The organism is Streptomyces sp. NBC_00104 (assembly GCF_045160825.1).
GTDB lineage: Bacteria > Actinomycetota > Actinomycetes > Streptomycetales > Streptomycetaceae > Streptomyces.
Genome location: NZ_CP108215.1, coordinates 3,016,098 through 3,034,888, shown reverse-complemented (window position 1 = coordinate 3,034,888; position 18,791 = coordinate 3,016,098). Strand labels below are relative to the sequence as shown.

Annotated in this window: 15 protein-coding genes and 3 pseudogenes; 8 read left to right on the top strand and 10 right to left on the bottom strand. The window is 72.5% G+C overall.

Annotated features, from left to right (window positions below):
* Positions 1-214 precede the first annotated feature (214 nt).
* The 3 genes from sucB to OG272_RS13130 all read right to left on the bottom strand — a co-directional run bounded on the left by sucB (position 215) and on the right by OG272_RS13130 (position 5,301).
* Positions 215-2,014 (bottom strand): 2-oxoglutarate dehydrogenase, E2 component, dihydrolipoamide succinyltransferase, encoded by a 1,800-nt coding sequence (sucB, locus tag OG272_RS13140; RefSeq protein ID WP_327730117.1) that lies wholly within the window; start codon positions 2,012-2,014, stop codon positions 215-217.
* Positions 2,015-2,074: 60 nt separating this feature from the next.
* Positions 2,075-3,463: a dihydrolipoyl dehydrogenase gene (lpdA, locus tag OG272_RS13135; RefSeq protein ID WP_327730118.1), complete on the bottom strand. Its 1,389-nt coding sequence runs from the start codon at positions 3,461-3,463 to the stop codon at positions 2,075-2,077.
* A 290-nt stretch (positions 3,464-3,753) separates the two neighbouring features.
* Entirely contained in the window at positions 3,754-5,301 is a 1,548-nt protein-coding gene (locus OG272_RS13130; RefSeq protein ID WP_327730119.1) for a leucyl aminopeptidase, read from the bottom strand.
* Between the two features lie 391 nt (positions 5,302-5,692).
* On the opposite strand from OG272_RS13130, the gene OG272_RS13125 reads away from it, so the two are divergent.
* The 4 genes and pseudogenes from OG272_RS13125 to OG272_RS13110 all read left to right on the top strand — a co-directional run bounded on the left by OG272_RS13125 (position 5,693) and on the right by OG272_RS13110 (position 9,001).
* Positions 5,693-5,749 carry a DUF3492 domain-containing protein gene (locus OG272_RS13125; protein ID WP_405896015.1) on the top strand — a complete coding sequence of 19 codons (57 nt, stop codon included), beginning with the start codon at positions 5,693-5,695 and terminating at the stop codon, positions 5,747-5,749.
* Between the two features lie 134 nt (positions 5,750-5,883).
* Positions 5,884-6,397 (top strand): annotated as a pseudogene (locus OG272_RS13120) (spherulation-specific family 4 protein).
* Between the two features lie 144 nt (positions 6,398-6,541).
* A pseudogene (locus OG272_RS13115) lies at positions 6,542-8,155 on the top strand (IS200/IS605 family accessory protein TnpB-related protein).
* Between the two features lie 36 nt (positions 8,156-8,191).
* Positions 8,192-9,001 carry an endo alpha-1,4 polygalactosaminidase gene (locus tag OG272_RS13110; RefSeq protein WP_405893358.1) on the top strand — a complete coding sequence of 270 codons (810 nt, stop codon included), beginning with the start codon at positions 8,192-8,194 and terminating at the stop codon, positions 8,999-9,001.
* A 24-nt stretch (positions 9,002-9,025) separates the two neighbouring features.
* On the opposite strand, the gene OG272_RS13105 is transcribed toward OG272_RS13110, so the two are convergent.
* On the bottom strand, positions 9,026-9,859 hold the full coding sequence (locus OG272_RS13105) for an adenosylcobinamide-GDP ribazoletransferase (protein WP_405893356.1): 834 nt from the start codon (positions 9,857-9,859) through the stop codon (positions 9,026-9,028).
* Positions 9,860-9,929: 70 nt separating this feature from the next.
* On the opposite strand from OG272_RS13105, the pseudogene OG272_RS13100 reads away from it, so the two are divergent.
* A pseudogene (locus tag OG272_RS13100) lies at positions 9,930-10,682 on the top strand (hypothetical protein); the annotation flags it as partial.
* Here the strand turns inward: OG272_RS13100 and OG272_RS13095 are convergent.
* Genes OG272_RS13095 through cobT form a run of 3 tightly spaced genes read right to left on the bottom strand, consistent with a single transcriptional unit; the run spans position 10,637 to position 13,200 of the window.
* Complete coding sequence (locus tag OG272_RS13095) at positions 10,637-11,479, bottom strand: hypothetical protein (protein ID WP_328222820.1); 843 nt, start codon at positions 11,477-11,479, stop codon at positions 10,637-10,639. The pseudogene OG272_RS13100 and the gene OG272_RS13095 sit on opposite strands and share 46 nt — an antisense overlap.
* On the bottom strand, positions 11,476-12,039 hold the full coding sequence (locus OG272_RS13090; RefSeq protein ID WP_405896014.1) for a phosphatidylglycerol lysyltransferase domain-containing protein: 564 nt from the start codon (positions 12,037-12,039) through the stop codon (positions 11,476-11,478). The genes OG272_RS13095 and OG272_RS13090 overlap by 4 nt, the downstream gene beginning before the upstream one ends.
* Before the next feature lie 51 nt (positions 12,040-12,090).
* A complete protein-coding gene (cobT, locus tag OG272_RS13085) occupies positions 12,091-13,200 on the bottom strand; it encodes a nicotinate-nucleotide--dimethylbenzimidazole phosphoribosyltransferase (RefSeq protein WP_326583362.1) in 1,110 nt (369 codons plus the stop codon).
* Between the two features lie 190 nt (positions 13,201-13,390).
* Between cobT and OG272_RS13080 the strand changes: the two genes are divergently transcribed.
* Positions 13,391-14,377, top strand: a complete 987-nt coding sequence (locus tag OG272_RS13080) for a class I SAM-dependent methyltransferase (RefSeq protein ID WP_405893353.1) — start codon at positions 13,391-13,393, stop codon at positions 14,375-14,377.
* On the opposite strand, the gene OG272_RS13075 is transcribed toward OG272_RS13080, so the two are convergent.
* Complete coding sequence (locus tag OG272_RS13075) at positions 14,374-15,579, bottom strand: bifunctional adenosylcobinamide kinase/adenosylcobinamide-phosphate guanylyltransferase (protein ID WP_328222819.1); 1,206 nt, start codon at positions 15,577-15,579, stop codon at positions 14,374-14,376. The genes OG272_RS13080 and OG272_RS13075 overlap by 4 nt on opposite strands.
* 126 nt (positions 15,580-15,705) lie before the next feature.
* Here OG272_RS13075 and OG272_RS13070 point away from each other — a divergent pair, with 126 nt between their 5' ends.
* Entirely contained in the window at positions 15,706-15,909 is a 204-nt protein-coding gene (locus tag OG272_RS13070; RefSeq protein WP_326583365.1) for a hypothetical protein, read from the top strand.
* Positions 15,910-16,202: 293 nt separating this feature from the next.
* On the opposite strand, the gene OG272_RS13065 is transcribed toward OG272_RS13070, so the two are convergent.
* Both OG272_RS13065 and OG272_RS13060 read right to left on the bottom strand, forming a co-directional pair.
* The gene (locus tag OG272_RS13065; RefSeq protein ID WP_326585860.1) at positions 16,203-16,916 is read right to left on the bottom strand and encodes a methyltransferase domain-containing protein; all 714 of its coding nucleotides are present in this window, start codon (positions 16,914-16,916) and stop codon (positions 16,203-16,205) included.
* 80 nt (positions 16,917-16,996) lie between these two features.
* Positions 16,997-17,626 (bottom strand): DUF3043 domain-containing protein, encoded by a 630-nt coding sequence (locus OG272_RS13060; RefSeq protein WP_326583366.1) that lies wholly within the window; start codon positions 17,624-17,626, stop codon positions 16,997-16,999.
* A 333-nt stretch (positions 17,627-17,959) separates the two neighbouring features.
* Here OG272_RS13060 and OG272_RS13055 point away from each other — a divergent pair, with 333 nt between their 5' ends.
* A complete protein-coding gene (locus OG272_RS13055) occupies positions 17,960-18,763 on the top strand; it encodes a PspA/IM30 family protein (protein WP_326583367.1) in 804 nt (267 codons plus the stop codon).
* The last annotated feature ends 28 nt before the right edge of the window (positions 18,764-18,791 follow it).

Here is an 18,791-nt window from a genome sequence, read left to right as displayed (position 1 = left end):
GGCGCACGGGGGCGCTTTCGCGCAGGTGAGACGAGACTTACACGTTCCCATGGAGGGCCGGTTTGTAAAGACCCGTACCGGCCAGGCTCGGCGGAGATTCCGCGCACTCCTCGGGGGCGCGGGAACGCACCGGTGCCCCGTCCGGAGGATTCCGGACGGGGCACCGTCGTACCACGCTCAGGGGCCTCTGTTCAGAAGCCCCTGGTCAGAGGCGTCACAGGCCGAGCTCGACCTCGAACTCGCCCGCCTCCAGGATCGCCTTGACGGCCGTCAGGTAACGGGCCGCGTCGGCGCCGTCGACCAGACGGTGGTCGTAGGAGAGGGTCAGGTAGGTCATGTCGCGGATGCCGATGACCGTGCCCTCCTCGGTCTCGATGACCGCCGGGCGCTTGACCGTGGCACCGATGCCGAGGATCGCGACCTGGCCCGGCGGCACGATGATCGTGTCGAAGAGCGCACCGCGCGAACCGGTGTTGGAGATCGTGAAGGTCGCGCCGGACAGCTCGTCGGGCGTGATCTTGTTGGCCCGGACCTTGCCCGCGAGCTCCGCCGTGGCCTTGGCGATACCGGCGATGTTGAGGTCACCGGCGTGCTTGATGACCGGGGTCATCAGGCCCTTCTCGGAGTCCACCGCGATACCGATGCTCTCGGTGTCGAAGTAGGTGATCGTGCCCTCGGCCTCGTTGATCCTGGCGTTGACGGGCGCGTGCGCCTTCAGCGCCTGGGCCGCGGCCTTGACGAAGAACGGCATCGGGGAGAGCTTGACGCCCTCGCGGGCCGCGAACGAGTCCTTGGCCCGGCCGCGCAGCTTCATCAGGCGGGTGACGTCGACCTCGACGACCGACGACAGCTGGGCCTGCTCGTGCAGCGCCTTGACCATGTTGTCGCCGATGACCTTGCGGATGCGCGGCATCTTGACGGTCTGGCCACGCAGGGGCGAGGCCTCCAGGGACGGCGCCTTCTTGGCGGCATGGCCTCCGGCAGTCACAGCAGCCGCGGCCGGAGCCGGGGCGGCAGCGGCGGCCTTCGCGGCCTCGGCGGCGGCGACGACGTCCTGCTTGCGGATACGGCCGCCGACGCCGGTGCCCTTGACGGCGCCCAGGTCGACACCGTTCTCGGCGGCGAGCTTGCGCACCAGCGGGGTGACGTACGCGCCTTCGTCGGTCGCCTTGGTGGCAGCGGACGCCGCCGGAGCGGCGGGAGCCGGAGCCGGGGTGACCGGGGCGGGCGCGGGAGCCGGCGCGGCCGGAGCGGCGGCGGCGGGGGCCGGAGCCGGGGCGGCGGGGGCCGCCGGCGCGGGGGCCGGAGCCGGAGCCGCGGGGGCGGCCGGGGCAGCGGCGGCAGGCGCCGGAGCCGGGGCGGCAGGGGCCGGGGCAGCCGCCGGAGCGGCACCCGGGGCGCCGATGACGGCCAGCTTGGCGCCGACCTCGGCGGTCTCGTCCTCGGCGACCGTGATCTCCAGGAGCACACCGGAGGTGGGCGCCGGGATCTCGGTGTCGACCTTGTCCGTGGAGACCTCGAGCAGCGGCTCGTCGGCCTCGACGGAGTCGCCGACCTCCTTGAGCCAGCGGGTGACGGTGCCCTCGGTGACGGACTCGCCGAGCGCCGGGAGGACCACGTCGGTGCCCTCGGCGGAGCCGGCGCCGGTGGCCGCCTCGGCGGTCGGGGCCGGCGCGGGCGCGGCCTGCTCGGTGGAGGGCGCGGCCGCGGCGGGCTCGGGGGCCGGAGCCGGAGCCTCCTCGGCGGCGGGGGCCGGGGCGGCGGCGGGCGCGCCCGTGCCGTCGTCGATCAGCGCCAGCTCGGCGCCGACCTCGACGGTCTCGTCCTCGGCGACCTTGATGGACGCCAGGATGCCGGCGGCGGGGGAGGGGATCTCGGTGTCGACCTTGTCGGTCGAGACCTCGAGCAGCGGCTCGTCGGCCTCTACGCGCTCACCCTCGGCCTTCAGCCAGCGGGTGACAGTGCCCTCGGTGACGCTCTCGCCGAGCGCCGGAAGGGTTACGGAAACCGCCATGGTTTCTGTTGCTCCTTAACGATTGCGGAAGTCTGGATCGTCGCTTCGTCGACCGAGGGGTCAGTCGTGCGAGTGCAGCGGCTTGCCCGCGAGGGCCAGGTGGGCCTCGCCGAGCGCCTCGTTCTGCGTCGGGTGGGCGTGGATGAGCTGGGCGACCTCGGCGGGGAGGGCTTCCCAGTTGTAGATCAGCTGGGCCTCGCCCACCTGCTCGCCCATGCGGTCGCCGACCATGTGGACGCCGACCACGGCACCGTCCTTGACCTGGACGAGCTTGATCTCGCCCGAGGTGTTCAGGATCTTGCTCTTGCCGTTGCCCGCGAGGTTGTACTTCAGAGCGACGACCTTGTCCGCGCCGTAGATCTCCTTGGCCTTGGCCTCGGTGATACCCACGGAGGCGACCTCGGGGTGGCAGTACGTCACCCGGGGGACGCCGTCGTAGTCGATCGGCACGGCCTTGAGGCCGGCCAGACGCTCCGCCACCAGGATGCCCTCGGCGAAGCCGACGTGCGCGAGCTGGAGCGTCGGGACCAGGTCACCGACGGCGGAGATGGTCGGGACGTTCGTCCGCATGTACTCGTCGACGAGGACGTAGCCGCGGTCCATGGCGACGCCCTGCTCCTCGTAACCCAGACCCTGGGACACGGGGCCGCGGCCGACGGCGACGAGCAGGAGCTCGGCCTCGAACTCCTTGCCGTCGGCGAGGGTGACCTTGACACCGTCCTGGGTGTACTCGGCCTTCGAGAAGAAGGTGCCCAGGTTGAACTTGATGCCGCGCTTGCGGAACGCGCGCTCAAGAAGCTTGGAGGAGTTCTCGTCCTCGAGCGGGGCGAGGTGCTTCAGCCCCTCGATGATCGTGATGTCGGTGCCGAAGGACTTCCAGGCGGAGGCGAACTCGACGCCGATGACACCGCCGCCGAGGACGATCGCCGACTTCGGCACACGGTCCAGGACGAGGGCGTGGTCGGAGGAGATGATGCGGTTGCCGTCGATCTCCAGGCCCGGCAGCGACTTCGGCACGGAGCCGGTCGCCAGCAGGACGTGACGGCCCTGGATGCGCTGACCGTTCACATCGACGGAGGTCGGGGAGGACAGACGGCCCTCACCCTCGATGTAGGTGACCTTGCGGGAGGCGATGAGCCCCTGCAGACCCTTGTACAGGCCGGAGATCACGCCGTCCTTGTACTTGTGCACGGCGGGGACGTCGATGCCCTCGAAGGTGGCCTTCACACCGAACTGCTCGCTCTCGCGGGCCTGGTCGGCGATCTCGCCCGCGTGGAGCAGGGCCTTCGTGGGAATGCATCCCCGGTGCAGGCAGGTACCGCCGACCTTGTCCTTCTCGATCAGGGCGACGTCCAGGCCCAGCTGCGCCCCGCGCAGGGCCGCGGCGTAACCACCGCTACCACCGCCGAGGATCACTAGGTCGAAAACGGTGCTGGCGTCGTTCGCCACGTCACGTCCTCCATGCATGTGCGCCGTACGCCGGTCGTCCATGACCGGGCGGCGGCTGGTGTCCGGCCGCTCTTCTTCGGCCCTGTGGTGGGGGCCCTGTCCTGCCGAGCCCCATCTTCGCACTTGTCGGGAGGGAACGAGACGCCGGGCCGGGGTGTGAGACACCACACGCTCAGATGTGACGAGACGGCCGGGCAGCGCGCCCTGAAGGGGCGCGGGGAACTGCGCGACCAGCCCCCACACCCCCGCAGTCGTCGTACAAAGGATCGGACCGAGCTGCTAGGCGGACATCACCCCAGGTCACCCGAGGCCGCACGCTCGGCGAGCCGTACCAGGGTCCGCACCGCGGTCCCGGTGCCCCCCTTCGGCGTGTACCCGAAGGGCCCGCCCTCGTTGAACGCCGGCCCCGCGATGTCCAGGTGCGCCCAGGTGATCCCCTCGCCCACGAACTCCTTCAGGAACAGCCCGGCGACGAGCCCGCCGCCGTACCGCTCCCCCATGTTCGCGATGTCGGCGGTCGGGGAGTCCATCCCCTTGCGCAGGTGGTCCGGCAGCGGCATGGGCCACGCCGGCTCGCCCGACTCCTCCGCGGCCTCGTGCACCGCGGAGCGGAACGCGTCGTCGTTCGCCATGATCCCGAACGTCCGGTTGCCCAGCGCCAGCATCATCGCCCCGGTCAGCGTCGCCACGTCGACGATCGCGTCCGGCTTGTCCTCGGACGCCTTGGCGAGCGCGTCGGCCAGGACGAGCCGCCCCTCCGCGTCGGTGTTCAGCACCTCCACCGTCTTGCCGCTGTACATGCGCAGCACGTCACCCGGGCGGGTGGCGGAGCCGGAGGGCATGTTCTCGGCGAGGGCGAGCCAGCCGGTGATGTTGACCTCAAGACCGAGGCGCGCGGCGGCGACGACCGCGGCGAACACGGCGGCCGCACCGCTCATGTCGCACTTCATCGTCTCGTTGTGCCCGGCGGGCTTGAGCGAGATGCCGCCCGAGTCGTAGGTGATGCCCTTGCCGACGAACGCCAGGTGCTTCGTCGCCTTGGAGCTGGTGTACGTCAGCTGCACCAGGCGGGGCGTGGCCGCGGAGCCCGCGCCGACGCCGAGGATGCCGCCGTAGCCGCCCTTGGCGAGCGCCTTCTCGTCGAGCACGGTCACCTTGATGCCGTGCTCCTTGGCCGCGGTCTGCGCGACGGCGGCGAAGGCCTCCGGGTCGAGGTCGTTCGGCGGGGTGTTGATGAGGTCGCGGGCGCGGTTCAGCTCCTCGGTCACCGCGATCGCGCGCTCGGCGGCCGCCTTGTGGGCCTTGTCCCGGGGCTTCGCGCCGAGCAGGGTGACCTCGGCGAGCGGGGCCTTGGCGTTCTTCGCCTTCGTGGCGTTCTTCGAAGGCGCGGTCTCCTTGTAGGCGTCGAAGGAGTACGCGCCGAGCAGCGCGCCCTCGGCGACGGCGGCCACGGCGTCGGCGTCCGCGACGGGCAGCGCGAACGCGGCCTTCTTCGCACCCGTCAGGGCACGGGCCGCGGCACCGGCCGCGCGGCGCAGCGCCTCCGCGCCGAACGAGCCGTCCTTCTCGGGCACCGCACCCAGGCCCACCGCCACCACGAGCGGCGCCTTGAAGCCGGACGGCGCGGGCAGCTTCGTCACCTCGCCCTCCGCGCCCGAGGCGCCGAGGGTCTCCAGGAGGCCGGCCAGCTTGCCGTCGTACGCGGTGTCCACGGCCTCGGCACCCGGCGCGATGACCAGGTCCCCGGACCGGGATGCAGTGCCCTTCGCGACACCGACCACGATCGCGTCGGCGCGGAGGCCCGACGCGGCGGCGGTGCTGAGAGTGAGAGCAGTCACGGTGGTGAAATCTCGCTTCCGATTGAGTTTCGGTGGCCGAACGGATGGGTCGACGTGCCGAGAACGAGCCTAGGCCCTTGTTCGGCCCATCGGACCTGGAGCGTGGGCCGGTTGCGCACTCGCCGTCCGTACGGCGTCCGCTGCGACCAGCCTCCCCGACTTTCGCCTCCGGCCGTGCAGGGAGATCCCCATGACTTCGGCATAGGGGGATCCCTTATCGCCGGGCGGGTGTCGCACGGCCCATCGTCTTCGCGCGTAGCGCCGAGGCGCTCCGCGCCGGCGTCGGCGGCCGATCTCGATCACTCCTGCGGGCATTCACCCCTATGTGACTTCATGGTCATTTCCGCACCCACCTGTGCCCTGACCTTGGTCACACTCGTCCCGCCGGTGAGTGCTGCTCACCGAAGGCACCTATCCGCATGTCCACGGCGGGGTCAGCACCTGGTGAGACCAGCTCGTCCAGGGCATGCCCACGTCGAGTACCACCTCCTGTCGCTCACCGGCACCGGCCGCGAACCCGTGACCCCTGGCGGTGGGGGCCCCGGGTCGGCCGACACCGCCGCCCCCACCTCCCACCCCTCCTTGTTGGTTCCCTACTACGAGCCCCCTCCGACCGCCCCGCCGAATGGCAGGCGCTCGTCGCGGCCGCGCCCCGCCTCTACGGTGTCGTCCTCAACCCGGCCGACGGCCCGGGTGCCCCCCGACCCGGCGTTCATCCAGGTCGCGGGTCGGCTGCGGGCGGCAGGCGTACGACTCCTTGGCTACACCGACACCGGCTACGGGCGCAGACCCGTCAGGGACGTCGTACGGGAGCTGACCCGGTACCACGCCTGGTACGGCACCCACGGCATGTTCCTCGACCAAGCGGCCGCGGAACTGGGCGAGTTCGACTACTACCGGCGGCTCGCGGCGGCCGTCTGGGGCGCGGGTGTGCCATCTGGTGTACGGGGTGCCGCCGGACACCGACGTCGGCGGCCTCGCCCGGACCCGGGGTGCCTCCGTGCACTGCGCGGTGCCCGGCGTGGGGGATCATCCGTGGGGTGTGGAGCTGCTGCCGCTGGAGTGGGTTCAGGAGCGTTTTGGTGAGCGGGGGTGAGTGCTGCTGGTCTGTGTGGTGTCACGCGCCCCGGTGGTGGTGTCGGTTTCAGCGGGGAACTGACGTTCTCTCATCGAATGCGTGACCTTCCTGGGTGGCGCTCGTTTTCCATGGCGACAGGGTTCTTCGGGTGGGGGTGACAGAGTGGGTGGACTGAGGAGCATCGCCGCGCCGTTCGTCGCGTCCGGTCCGAGTGGTGTGGCCGTCCGAACCCGCCTCAAGCAGCTGACGCCGGACGATGAGAAGGTGTTGCGCCAGGTCGGCGGACATCTGGGGTCGCTGGCCTCGAAGGACCTCAAGGCGCGCTGCCGGGTCGGCCTGGAGCATTCCGGTCAGGCGTGGGCGGTGCGTAAGCGGGAGCTGACGGCGCTGTCGTCGTCGCGGTGGGCGGGCAGTATCACCAAGGCCTCGCACGAGCAGTGGGCGCTGGCCCGCCGCTGCCAGTTGACGCACATTCAGAACCTGGAAGCCGGCGTTCGCACCATCGAGGACCGGCTGTCCCGGCCGGTCGGGCAGAAGGGCACGGGGAAGGCGCCCGGGGGTTACCGGTCCGCGCGGGAATGGCATGCGAAGTCGCGTCGTCTGCGGGTGCTGCAGGACCGGCTGACCGCCGCGCGGGCGGACCGTGAGGCGGGCGTCGTGCACGTGGTGCGCGGCGGCAAACGTCTGGCCCGTACCCGGCATCACCTGGAGACGGCCCAGCTCACCAAGTCGCAGTGGCGTGGGCGGTGGGAGGCGGAGCGCTGGTTCTGTCAGGCGGACGGTGAGTCCGGCAAGCGCTACGGCAACGAGACCATCCGTATCAGCCCCGACGGTGAGGTGAGCCTCAAGCTCCCCACACCGCTGACGCATCTGGCCAACGCCCCGCACGGACGGTACGTCCTGGCGGGCCGGGTCGCGTTCGCGCACCGGGGCGGCGAGTGGGCGGACCGCGTCGCGGCCGACCGGGCGATCGCCTACCGCATCCACCTCGATACCTGCAGGGACCGCTGGTATGTGACCGCGTCCTGGCAGGTCCCGCTCACCCCCGCCCTCCCGATCGAGGCCGCGCTCGCCCGCGGCGTGATCGGCGTCGACATGAATGCCGATCACCTCGCCGCCTGGCACCTGGACACCCACGGAAACCCGACGGGCAGCCCGCGCCGCTTCTTCTACGACCTGACCGGCACCGCCGGACACCGTGACGCCCAGGTCCGCCACGCGCTCACCCGCCTTCTGCACTGGGCCCGTACCTGTGGGGTGAAGGCGATCGCGGTGGAGGACCTGGACTTCGCCGCAGAGAAGACCCGCGAGAAGCACGGCCGCCGCACACGCTTCCGCCGGCTGGTCTCCGGCATGCCCACCGGCAAGCTCCGCGCCCGGCTGGCCTCGATGGCCGATGCCACGGGTATCGCGGTCATCGCCGTCGACCCGGCCTGCACCAGCCGCTGGGGCGCCCAGCACTGGCAGAAACCCCGCACCACCACCCGCCACGACGCTGCCGCCGTGGCGATCGGAAGGCGCGCCCAGGGACACCCGATCCGGCGACGGACGACACCGCCCCCACAGCACCGGAGTGATGCGGTGGGGCATCGGACCGTCCAGGCCCGACCGGAGGTTCCTGGGCGTGAGGAACCCCGCCCCCGCATCCCCGGACCACGGACACGATCCGTGCCGCCCGGACGCGGAGCGAACGCGGGCAACCAGAACGCCCAACACCGTCCGGGGCGTTCGGCCGAGCACGAGACCTGGCAACAGGACTCACAGCTCAGTCTTTAGGAACGGTACGTCGCCGCATTCCCTGGAGCCCACCCGATGAGCCGAGTCCTCGCCCGCAGCGCCCTGTTGTCCCTGCTCCTGCTGACAGCGGGGTGCACGACCGACGCCGACGACGAGCCGGGCGCCGGACGCGAGAGCGGCGGGGGCGCCCGCTGGCGGCCGGAGCCCGGCACGCAGTGGCAGTGGCAGCTCAGCGGGCGCCTGGACACCTCCGTCGACGTCCCCGTGTACGACATCGACGGCTTCGACCACTCCGCGGACACGGTCGCCGGCCTGCACGACGACGGCCGCAAGGTCATCTGCTACCTGTCCACCGGCGCCTGGGAGGACTGGCGCCCGGACGCCGACGAGTTCCCCGAGTCGGTCCTGGGGAAGGGCAACGGCTGGGAGGGCGAGCGCTGGCTCGACATCCGCGAGACCGACGTCCTCGAACCCCTGATGGCCGCCCGGATCGACATGTGCGCGGAGAAGGGCTTCGACGCCGTCGAGCCCGACAACATGGACGGTTACCGCAACCCGACCGGCTTCCCCCTGAAGGCCGCCGACCAGCTCCGCTACAACCGCCTCATCGCCCGCCTCGCCCACGAACGAGGCCTCGCGGTCGGCCTGAAGAACGACCTCGACCAGATCCCGGAACTCGTGGACGACTTCGACTTCGCGGTCAACGAACAGTGCGCCCAGTACGAGGAGTGCGACGACCTCACCCCCTTCATCGAGGCGGGCAAGGCGGTCTTCCACGTCGAGTACGAGATGAGGACGGGCGACTTCTGCCCGGAGGCCCGCCGCCTGGAGCTCAGCTCGCTGCTGAAGAAGTGGGAGCTGGGGGTGTGGCGGAAGGCCTGCTGAGTCGTCGGCAGATCGGCACCCGGATCACCCGAGGGCGAACACCACCAGCGCCGCCGTCGCCGCGGTCTCCGCAAGGCCGCCGAACACATCGCCGGTGACGCCGCCGAACCGCCGTACGGCATGGCGGAGAAGGACTTCGGCGGCACCACAGGTGAGGACGACCGCGAACACCGTACGGCCGATGTCGTACGGCCCGAAGAGTGCCCCCGCGCCCGCCGCGGCGCACCCGACCAGGCCGGCCACGAGCAGCGCGCCCCGGACCGGTACCACCCCCGCCACCGCCGCCCCCAGCCCCTCGGGCCGGGCGGCGGGCACACCGGCGCGCGCGGCCAGGGTCAGGGCCAGCCTGGCGGTGGTCGCCGAGACGGCCGCCGCGAGCGCGCCCAACGCCCAGGACTCGCCGTACGCCTCGGTGAGCGCCGCGACCTGGGTCAGCAGGACGAGGACGAGGGTGATGACCCCGAACGGCCCGATGTCCGACTGCTTCATGATCCGCAGGGCGTCCTCGGCGGGCTTGCCGCTGCCGAGCCCGTCGGCGGTGTCGGCGAGCCCGTCCAGGTGGAGGCCCCGGGTGAGGACGGCCGGTACGGCGACGGAGGCCACGGCGGCGAGCAGGGGGCCGGCGCCCAGGAGCAGCAGGAGACCGCCGAGCGAGGCCGCGCCCAGGCCGACGACCAGCCCGGCGACGGGCGCGCACAGCATTCCGACGCGCCCGGCCGCACGGTCCCAGCGGTGCACGGTCACCGGCAGCACCGTCAGGGTGCCGAAGGCGAAACGCAGGCCGTCGGAGAGCGTGGGCCCGGACGCCGTGGGCGTGGGTGCGTCGGCCGGGGGCTCGGGCTCGGGGGTCGTGGACACCGGCGCAGGCTACCCGGCGGGGCCGACGGGCTCGGCGGCGGCCGGGGGCGGTGGTGGATAAAGTTCGCATATGGGTCACTGGTGGGAGCGGAACATCATCGAGCCGGGCAAACTTCCGCTGCTGCTCGCGCTCACCGCGTTCGTACTGACGTTCCTGATCACCCGGGTCATCACCCGCCTCATCCGCGCGGGCAAGGGCCCGTTCCGCAACATCAGCGGCAGTGGCGGCGTACACATCCACCACGTCGTGCCCGGTGTCGTCCTCACCGTCGCCGGCGGCTTCGGCTCGGTGGCCGGCGACGGGGACGGCTTCGGCGCCCTGATCTCGGCCGTGCTGTTCGGCATGGGCGTGGGCCTGGTGCTGGACGAGTTCGCGCTGATCCTGCACCTCGACGACGTCTACTGGAGCGAGGAGGGCCGCAAGAGCGTCGAGGTGGTCGTGCTGACGGCCGCCCTGGTGGGCCTGATGCTGGTCGGCTTCCTGCCCTTCGGCGTCAACGACCTCGACGAGGACGATCTCCAGAACCGGGGCGCCGTCATGGTCAGCATGGGGACGAACTTCCTCATCTCCCTGATCGCCCTCAGCAAGGGCAAGGCCCGCACGGCGATCTTCGGCGTGGTCATCCCGTTCATCGCCGTCGTCGGCGCCGTCCGCCTGGCCCGCCCCACCTCCGCCTGGGCCCGCCGCTTCTACCGCCGCCGCCCGCGCGCCCGCGCCCGGTCCTGGAAGCGTGCCTACCACCACGACCGCCGCTGGGCGGGCCCCAGCCGCCGCCTTCAGGACTGGATCGGCGGCACCCCGGACGCGGCGCCGGAACTGGAACCGGCGACCCGCCCCGCGCTCCCCACCGACCCGCGCAGCTCCACCGACCCGACCGGCTCCACCGACCTGCGCGGCTCCACCGGCCCGCGTGACTCCACGGGCCCGTCCGGTTCCACCGGCCCCGCCGGCCCGTCCGACCGGGCGGAGCGCCGCTGACGTAGGGCCACCACCCCGCACACCACCAACACCGCAGCGATCGCCGCCAGATGCTCCTTGCCCGCGAGGTTCTCCTTCACCAGCACCTCGACCACCATCGCCACGACGACCGCGCCCGCCGTGCCGTACGCCCGGTGGCGCCACCCCACGTACACGGCGAGCCCGACCACGGCCGCCGACGGCCCGGTGTCCACGACCGCCGCGTCCGACGCGGGCAGCCCCAGGAAGAAGACGTCCGGACCGAGCGCGATGCCCAGGCGCGCGTACAGCGTGCCGGCCACGGTGGCGACGTACGCGATCGCCAGCGTGCGCCACCGGCCCAGACAGATCTCCGCGAGCCCGAACACGATCAGGATCTGCGCCAGCGCGCCCCACACGGGCAGATCCAGGGCCGGTACGAAGAGGGAGAGCGGCGTCCGCAGCAACGCCGTCCAGAGCGGGTCCTCGGCCCGCACGGCACCGGTGTTCTCGACGAACCGGTAGCCCCAGGACTGGTGGTGCACGAGGTGGACGACAGTCGCGAGACAGACGGCGGTGATCGTCAGGGGGATCGCCCGCAGACGCCGCCGCGCGAGGGCCGGACGCACGGTCTCGTACAGCGGTCCCCATTCGGCGCGGGCCCGGCGGACGGCCTTGTTCATCCGTATGCCCTCATGCGTATGCCCTCATCCGTACGATCCCTGCCCGCGCGGTTCCAGGTGCCCGCGATGCGGCCGCTTCGGCGGTCCCCGGCGTCTTCGGGAACCCCTCCGCGCGGGCCGGTACTGAAGACCGACCGGAACACCGCGAAGTTGAGCGAGACCTGCGTGATCCCGATCTCTCCGGACCGTGGGAGGAGTTCGATCACCAGGAACTCCATCGGCCCGTCGTCGGCGTCACCGTCCCGCCGCACGAGGCCGGGCGAGAGCCCGCGCGGCCGGGGAGCGAGGGACAGCAGCACCCTCAGCCTCGCCCGAGGCCCCTGCTGCACCCGCGCTCGGTGGACTCGCGCGCTTTCTTCTGGTCCCCGGTCCCCGGTCCGTTGGGTGATCCGCCGCTCGATCCCTGTCCACCGCGACGGCGCGCGACGGGGAGGGCGCGCGACGGGGGCGGCGGGCAACCGGGACGGCGCGCAACCGGGACGGCGCGCAACCGGGACGGCGCGCAACCGGGACGGCGGGCAACCGCGACAGCCGCGACGGGCGCGCCACCGGGACGGCACGGCCCGGCGGTGCCGAACCGACCGTACGTGGCGCACCCACACGCCTCCTAGCTAGGTCGCGTCGTACTCCTCGGCGAGCGTCTTCTCCTCGGTGTCGGCCTTCTCCGGCTCCGCCGGCTCCCGCTCCGGCAACTCGGCGGCCAGGGCCGCCGCGGCCCGCACCAGCGGCAGGGCCAGCAGCGCCCCCGCCCCTTCGCCGACCTTCACCCCATGGTCGAGCAGCGGCTCGATGGCCATCCGGTCCAGCGCCTTGGCCTGCGCCGGCTCCCCACTGCTCTGCCCCGCCAGCCACCAGTCCGGCGCCCGGAAGGCCACCCGCTGGGCGACCAGCGCACAGGCCGCGGACACGACCCCGTCGAGAATCACCGGCATCTTCCGCACCGCGCTCTGCAGCAGGAACCCGGTCATGGCCGCGAGATCTGCCCCGCCCACGGTCGCGAGCAACTGCAACTGGTCCCCGAGCACCGGCCGGGCCCGCCGCAGGGCGTCCCGTACGGCGGCGCACTTGCGCATCCACGCCAGATCGTCGATCGCCCGGCCACCACGCCCGGTCACGACGGAGGCGTCGGTCCCGCACAGCCCGGCGACGAGGACGGCCGCCGCCGTGGTCCCGCCGACGCTCAGATCGCCGAGGACGACGAGGTCGGTTCCGGAGTCCGCCTCCTCGTCCGCGAGGGCGACGCCCACCCGGAACGCGGCCTCCGCCTCCTCCGCCGTCAGCGCGTCCTCGATGTCGATCCGACCCGACCCGCGCCGCACCCGGTGCCGTACGACCTCCGCGGGCAGCGTCTCCGGGTCGCAGTCGAGCGCCAGATCCACCACGCGTACGGGGACGTCGAGCTGCCGCGCCAGCACCGCCACCGGGCCGCTGCCGTCGAGGACGCCCCGCACCAGTTGGTCCGCGGTGCCCGCGGCCCGCGCGGAGACACCGAGTTCGGCGATCCCGTGGTCGCCCGCGAACAGCAGCACGCGAGCCTGGCCGATCGGCCGCACCGGCACGGCCGACTGCGCCGCCGCCAGCCACTCACCCAGTTCATCGAGGCGGCCCAGCGCCCCGGGGGGCACGATCTGCCTCTCCCGCCGCGCCTCGGCGTCGCGGCGCACCCCGCCGTCGGGGCGCTCGATCAGATCGGTGAAGTCGTCGAGATTAAGCGAGCTCATTCGCCGAACAGTACCGGCAGCGATCGAACACGACCGCGCCACACCGTGACCCCGATCCGCACGAACGTCGCACCGCGCCACCGGCACGTCATTGCACCCGGGATCACGCTCGCGTACGTACCTTTTTGTGGCGTATGTCCGTGGATCAACGTCCCTGTCGTGCTCGATCCCGTCGTTCCCAGGAGCCGCCATGCCCCCCACCCCGCGGCCGGAGCCGGGCCCACTCGCCCCCGGAGCCGACCCCTTCCACGAACCCGGAGCCGACCCCTTCCACGAACCGCGCCGGGACGACTGCCCGTGGTGCGGTTCGCGGCAGTTGCGTACGCGGGTGCGTGCGCCGGAGGGGAGGCGGCGCACGCCGGGCACGTTCGTGGTGGACGAGTGCCGGGACTGCTCGCACGCCTTCCAGAACCCCCGGCCCACGACGGACGGGCTGCTGCTGTGGCACCACCAGCACCCCGTCGAGGACCACATCCCCTCGAACCGCGCGTGCCGACGACGCCGTCGGCACCACCGGGGGGCCGCCCGCGCACTGCTGCCGTACCCCGAACCGGAGAGCTGGCTCGACGTCGGCACCGGCCACGGCGACTTCCCGGAGGCCGCGCGCGGGATCCACCCGTACACCTCCTTCGACGGGCTCGACCCGACCCCGCGCGTCGAACGGGCGTGGGAGGCCGGGCGCGTGGAGGAGGCGTACCAGGGCCTGCTCACCGACCCGGAGATCACCGCGCGGCTGCGCGCCCGCTACGACGTGGTCAGCATGTTCCACCACCTCGAACACACCGCCGACCCCCGTGAGGAACTCCGCGCCGCCCGCACGGTCCTGCGCCCCGGCGGGCACCTCCTCCTCGAAGTCCCGGACCCGGTCCGCCCGTTCGGCACGCTGCCCACCGGAAACCGCCGCTTCTGGAAGCCGCAGGACCGCCCGCGCCCCCTCCACCTCATGCCCCTGCGCAACCTGCTCACCGAACTGCGGTCCCTGGGCTACGAGATCCTCACCACCCGCCCGTGCACCCCTCTCCCGCCCCGCGCGCACCGCATCCTCGCGCGCCGCACGACACGACCGGCCGCCCCCGCAGGACCCCGGGTCACGACGGCCGACCCTTCAGCCCCGGCCGACCCTTCAGCCCCGGCCGCCCCGCCGGAGCCCTCGTCCGATCCGTCAGAAGCCCCCTAACCCCGAAGGGACAGCGCCTGCCCCGCCACCACCAGCAGCACGTGCTCGCATTCACTCGCGAACGCCGCGTTGAGCCGTCCGAGTTCGTCGCGGTAGCGGCGCCCGGAGGCGGTGGCGGGGACGATGCCGGAGCCGACCTCGTTGGAGACGGCGACCACCGTGCGGCGCGTGTGCCGTACGGCGTCGGTCAGCTCGGCGACCCGCGCCCGGAGCGCGCGCTCCCCGCCCCCGGCCCACTCCGCGTCGTCCCACGCCCCCACCGAGTCCATCACGTCGGTCAGCCACAGCGAGAGACAGTCGACGAGCAGCGGCGCCCCGTCGTCGTCCTTCAGCAGCGGGACGAGGTCGCAGGTCTCGACCGTCCGCCAGGAACCGGGCCGCCGTTCACGGTGGGCGGCGACCCGCGCGGCCCACTCCCCGTCGCCGCCCCGCGTCCCGCCGGTCGCCACGTACAGCACGTCCGGGAACGCCTCCAGGCGCCGCTCGGCCTCCACCGACTTCCCGGACCGCGCCCCGCCCAGCACCAGCGTGCGGCGCGGCACGTCGGGCACGTCCTCGTAGGCGCCCACCGCCAGCGTGGTCCCGTCCGGCACGGCGCGCGCGCCCGCCGCCGCGAGCCGGCGCGGCAACTCGCCGTCCGGCGGCACGTCGTGGTCGATGTGCACGGCGATGACATCGGTCGTCGGCCCGACGGCCCCCGCCGCCCGCAGCCGCGCCAGCGCGTCCGGGCGCCCCAGCGCGTCGACGAGCACCATGTCGTACGGCTGCGCCGACTGCTCCTCCACCCCGGCGGGCGCGCCCCCCGGCGGCAGATACAGCAGCCGCTGCCCGCCCGGCCCGGTCACCGCGTACCCCGTCCCGGGCGCGTCCATGGCCTGCGCCCGCACCCGGTGCCCGGTCAGCAGCGCCAGTTCCCGGCCGTCCGGCACCCGTCCCGGCTGCGGCATCCCCGCCGGCACCTCCACGGCGGGCCCGTTGTGCGGGTGCGACAGCAGCACCTGCCGTACGCCGGTCAGCGTGTGTCCGGCGCGCGCGGCCGCGAGGGCGGCGCCCGGAGTGAGGTCGAGCAGCAGCGCGCCGTCCACGAGCAGCGCGGTCGCCCCGCGCGCGGCATCACCGAGCGCGGTCGCGCACGCCGCGCACGGGCAGTCGGGGCGGGGGAGTCCCGCGGGGGCACCTGTGCCGAGCAATGTCAGTTCCACACCCCCGATTTTCCCGCGTCCGGATGAACACCCGCAGATCTTGTGCGTCCGACTAGGCTCAGGGGGGAACCGGATCTTGCTCGGTGCTGCGTGTGCGGTGCCGGGCCGGTACTTACGGAGGCTCACATGGCGGCATGGACGTGGCGGTTCGAGAAGGCCGACGGGGCGGAGGTCCAGCCCGCGGTCCAGCCCGAGGAGTTCACGACCCAGGGGGATGCCGAGTCGTGGATCGGGGAACAGTGGAAGGCGCTCCTGGAGGGCGGCGCCGACCAGGTCCGCCTCTTCGAGGACACGACGGAGATCTACGGGCCGATGAGCCTGCACGCGTAGCGCTCCGCGCGGTGGGCGGGGCTCCTGGACGGGGCTCCGCCCCGAATCCCGCGGGAGAGCTCCGGGGATGGGGTTCGTTGGCGGGTGCGGGTCCGGTGGGGCTTCTCGCGCAGTTCCCCGCGCCCCTGAAGGGCCTACGGCCCTTTCGGGCCGAAAAAGCACGGGGCGCAGCCCCTGCTTTTCAGGGGCGCGGGGAACTGCGCGACCAGCCCCCACCGCACCCGCACGTGGGGGTCGAAGGGGCGCAGCCCCTGGGGAAGGGACGGGTAGGGGCGGCGGGGGCGAGGAAAGGCTCAGCCGCGCACGCCGCACAGGTGCAGCAACGCCGCCACCTGCCGATAGGGATCCGTCCGCCCGGCCCGCTCCTCCGCGGCGAGCAGCACGTCCAGGTCCCCCTGCCCCTCGGGCAGCCCCGCGTCGTCCGCGGCCAGATCCGTGAACACCCGCACCCCGTACCACGCGTGCAACGGCGCCCCGATCCCCGCGAGCGCGTCCGTCAGCACCCCCAGCCGATCCGCCCGCACATCCAGCCCGAGCCGATTCCGGTACGCGGTGGTGTCGAAGGCGGCCAGCGCCCCCGCCCAGTCCCCGGCCAGCCCCGCCCGCATCGCGAGCGCGTCGCCGTTCCGTACGAGCAGCGACAGCAGCCCCCCGGGCGCCAGCATCCGCGCCAGCCCGGCCAGCAGGGCATCGGGCTCCTCGACGTACATCAGGACCCCATGACAGAGCACCACGTCGAAGCTGCCCGGCAGGAAGTGCACACCCGTGTCCCGGCCGTCGCCCTCGACGATCCGCACCCGGCCCCGGATGCCCTCGGGCTCGGCGGCGAGCGCCTCCCGGGCCACGGCGATCAGCTTCGCCTCCCGCTCGATCCCGGTCACCGCGTGTCCGGCCCGGGCGAGCCGCAGCGCCTGCGTCCCCTGCCCCATGCCCACGTCGAGCACCCGGAGCCGCTGCCCGACCGGGAAGCGGCCCGCGATCTGCTCGTCGAGCTGCCGGGAGACCAGTTCCTGTCGTACGACCTCACGCAGTGTGCCCAGCCGGTTCAGCCAGGCATCCGCGGCACCTCCGGAGAATGCGGTCGTGCTCAGGGCCGCTCTCCGCGCTTGACCTGCGGCTTCGGCAGCCGGAGGCGACGCATCTGGAGCGTGCGCATCAGGGCGTAGGCCACGGCGCCCTTCTTGTTCGCGTCGGGGAAGCGGGCATTCAGCTGCTTCTTCAGACGGAACCCGAGGCTGATCGAGTCGACCACGATCAGGACGATCACGAAGAGCCACAGCAGCAGCGCGATGTTCTGCAGCGACGCCACCTGCACCATGCTCAGCACGAGGATGATCACGGCCAGCGGCAGGAAGAACTCCGCGATGTGGAACCGCGAGTCCACGAAGTCACGGGCGAACTTGCGCACGGGGCCCTTGTCCCGCGCGGGCAGATAGCGCTCGTCGCCGGTGGCCAGCGCCTGGCGCTGCTTCTCCATCGCGGAGCGGCGCTCGTCGCGGGAGCGCTTGGCGGCCTCCTTGCGCGTCGTGGGCGTGTTGGCCACGCTGCGGCGCTGGGTCTGGGCCTCACTCCGCTTGGGAGTGGGCCGCCCCTTGGGGGCCTGCGGGTCACGGGTCTGCTTGGAGTCGGTCACCGGCGCCTTGTCGGCCACCGGCCCCTTCTCGCTCTTGTCGCGGCTTCGGAACACAAAACCCAAGGGTACGGGGTGCCGGGGCATGGACCCCAGCCGAGTGGGGAACGATCCGGCAACACCCTGCGTCTGTGCTGGAGACAGAGCCGGGGCGGAAGTGGACGGGGAAACCCGGAAAGCCGGAAAAGGGGGAGCGCGGTGACGGTTCGTCCGTAGGGGGTCCGAGGTATTCCGGGGGTCGGCCCGTAGGTGACCCCGGGAGACACCTACTCCCTACGCCGGAGCGGCGCCGTCCACAGTCGTCCTTGGGGATGAGCGCATCCGTCCCCGAACAGTGCAGTAATAGATGCAGGGCCCGTACTGTGGGTTCTGTCGCAGACCTGTGAGCTGGAGTCCGTCAGAAGGGGGCGCGCGAAGCCCATGAGCGGTGTCATGAAGCGTATGGGGATGATCTTCCGCGCGAAGGCGAACAAGGCCCTTGACCGGGCCGAGGACCCGCGCGAAACCCTCGATTACTCGTACCAGAAGCAGCTGGAGCTGCTCCAGAAGGTGCGCCGGGGCGTGGCCGACGTCGCCACGTCCCGCAAACGCCTGGAGCTCCAGCTCAACCAGCTCCAGTCCCAGTCCTCGAAGCTGGAGGACCAGGGCCGCAAGGCGCTCGCGCTCGGCCGCGAGGACCTGGCCCGCGAGGCGCTCTCGCGCCGTGCCGCGCTCCAGCAGCAGGTGACGGACCTGGAGACGCAGCACTCCACTCTCCAGGGCGAGGAGGAGAAGCTCACCCTCGCCGCGCAGCGCCTGCAGGCCAAGGTCGACGCCTTCCGCACGAAGAAGGAGACGATCAAGGCCACGTACACCGCCGCCCAGGCCCAGACCCGGATCGGCGAGGCGTTCTCCGGCATCTCCGAGGAGATGGGCGACGTCGGCCTCGCCATCCAGCGTGCCGAGGACAAGACGGCCCAGCTCCAGGCCCGCGCCGGCGCCATCGACGAGCTGCTCGCCTCCGGTGCCCTCGACGACCCGTCCGGCATGCACAAGGACGACATCCAGGCCGAGCTGGACCGCCTCTCCGGCGGTACGGACGTCGAGCTGGAACTCCAGCGCATGAAGGCGGAGCTGGCGGGCGGCCCGTCCGCGCAGCAGCAGGCCATCGAGGGCGGCTCGGGCCAGTCGGCCCCGCAGCAGCAGTCCCAGCAGCAGGACACGCCGCGCTTCGACAAGCAGTAGGCAGGAGGCGGGAGAGCGGCGGTCGAGC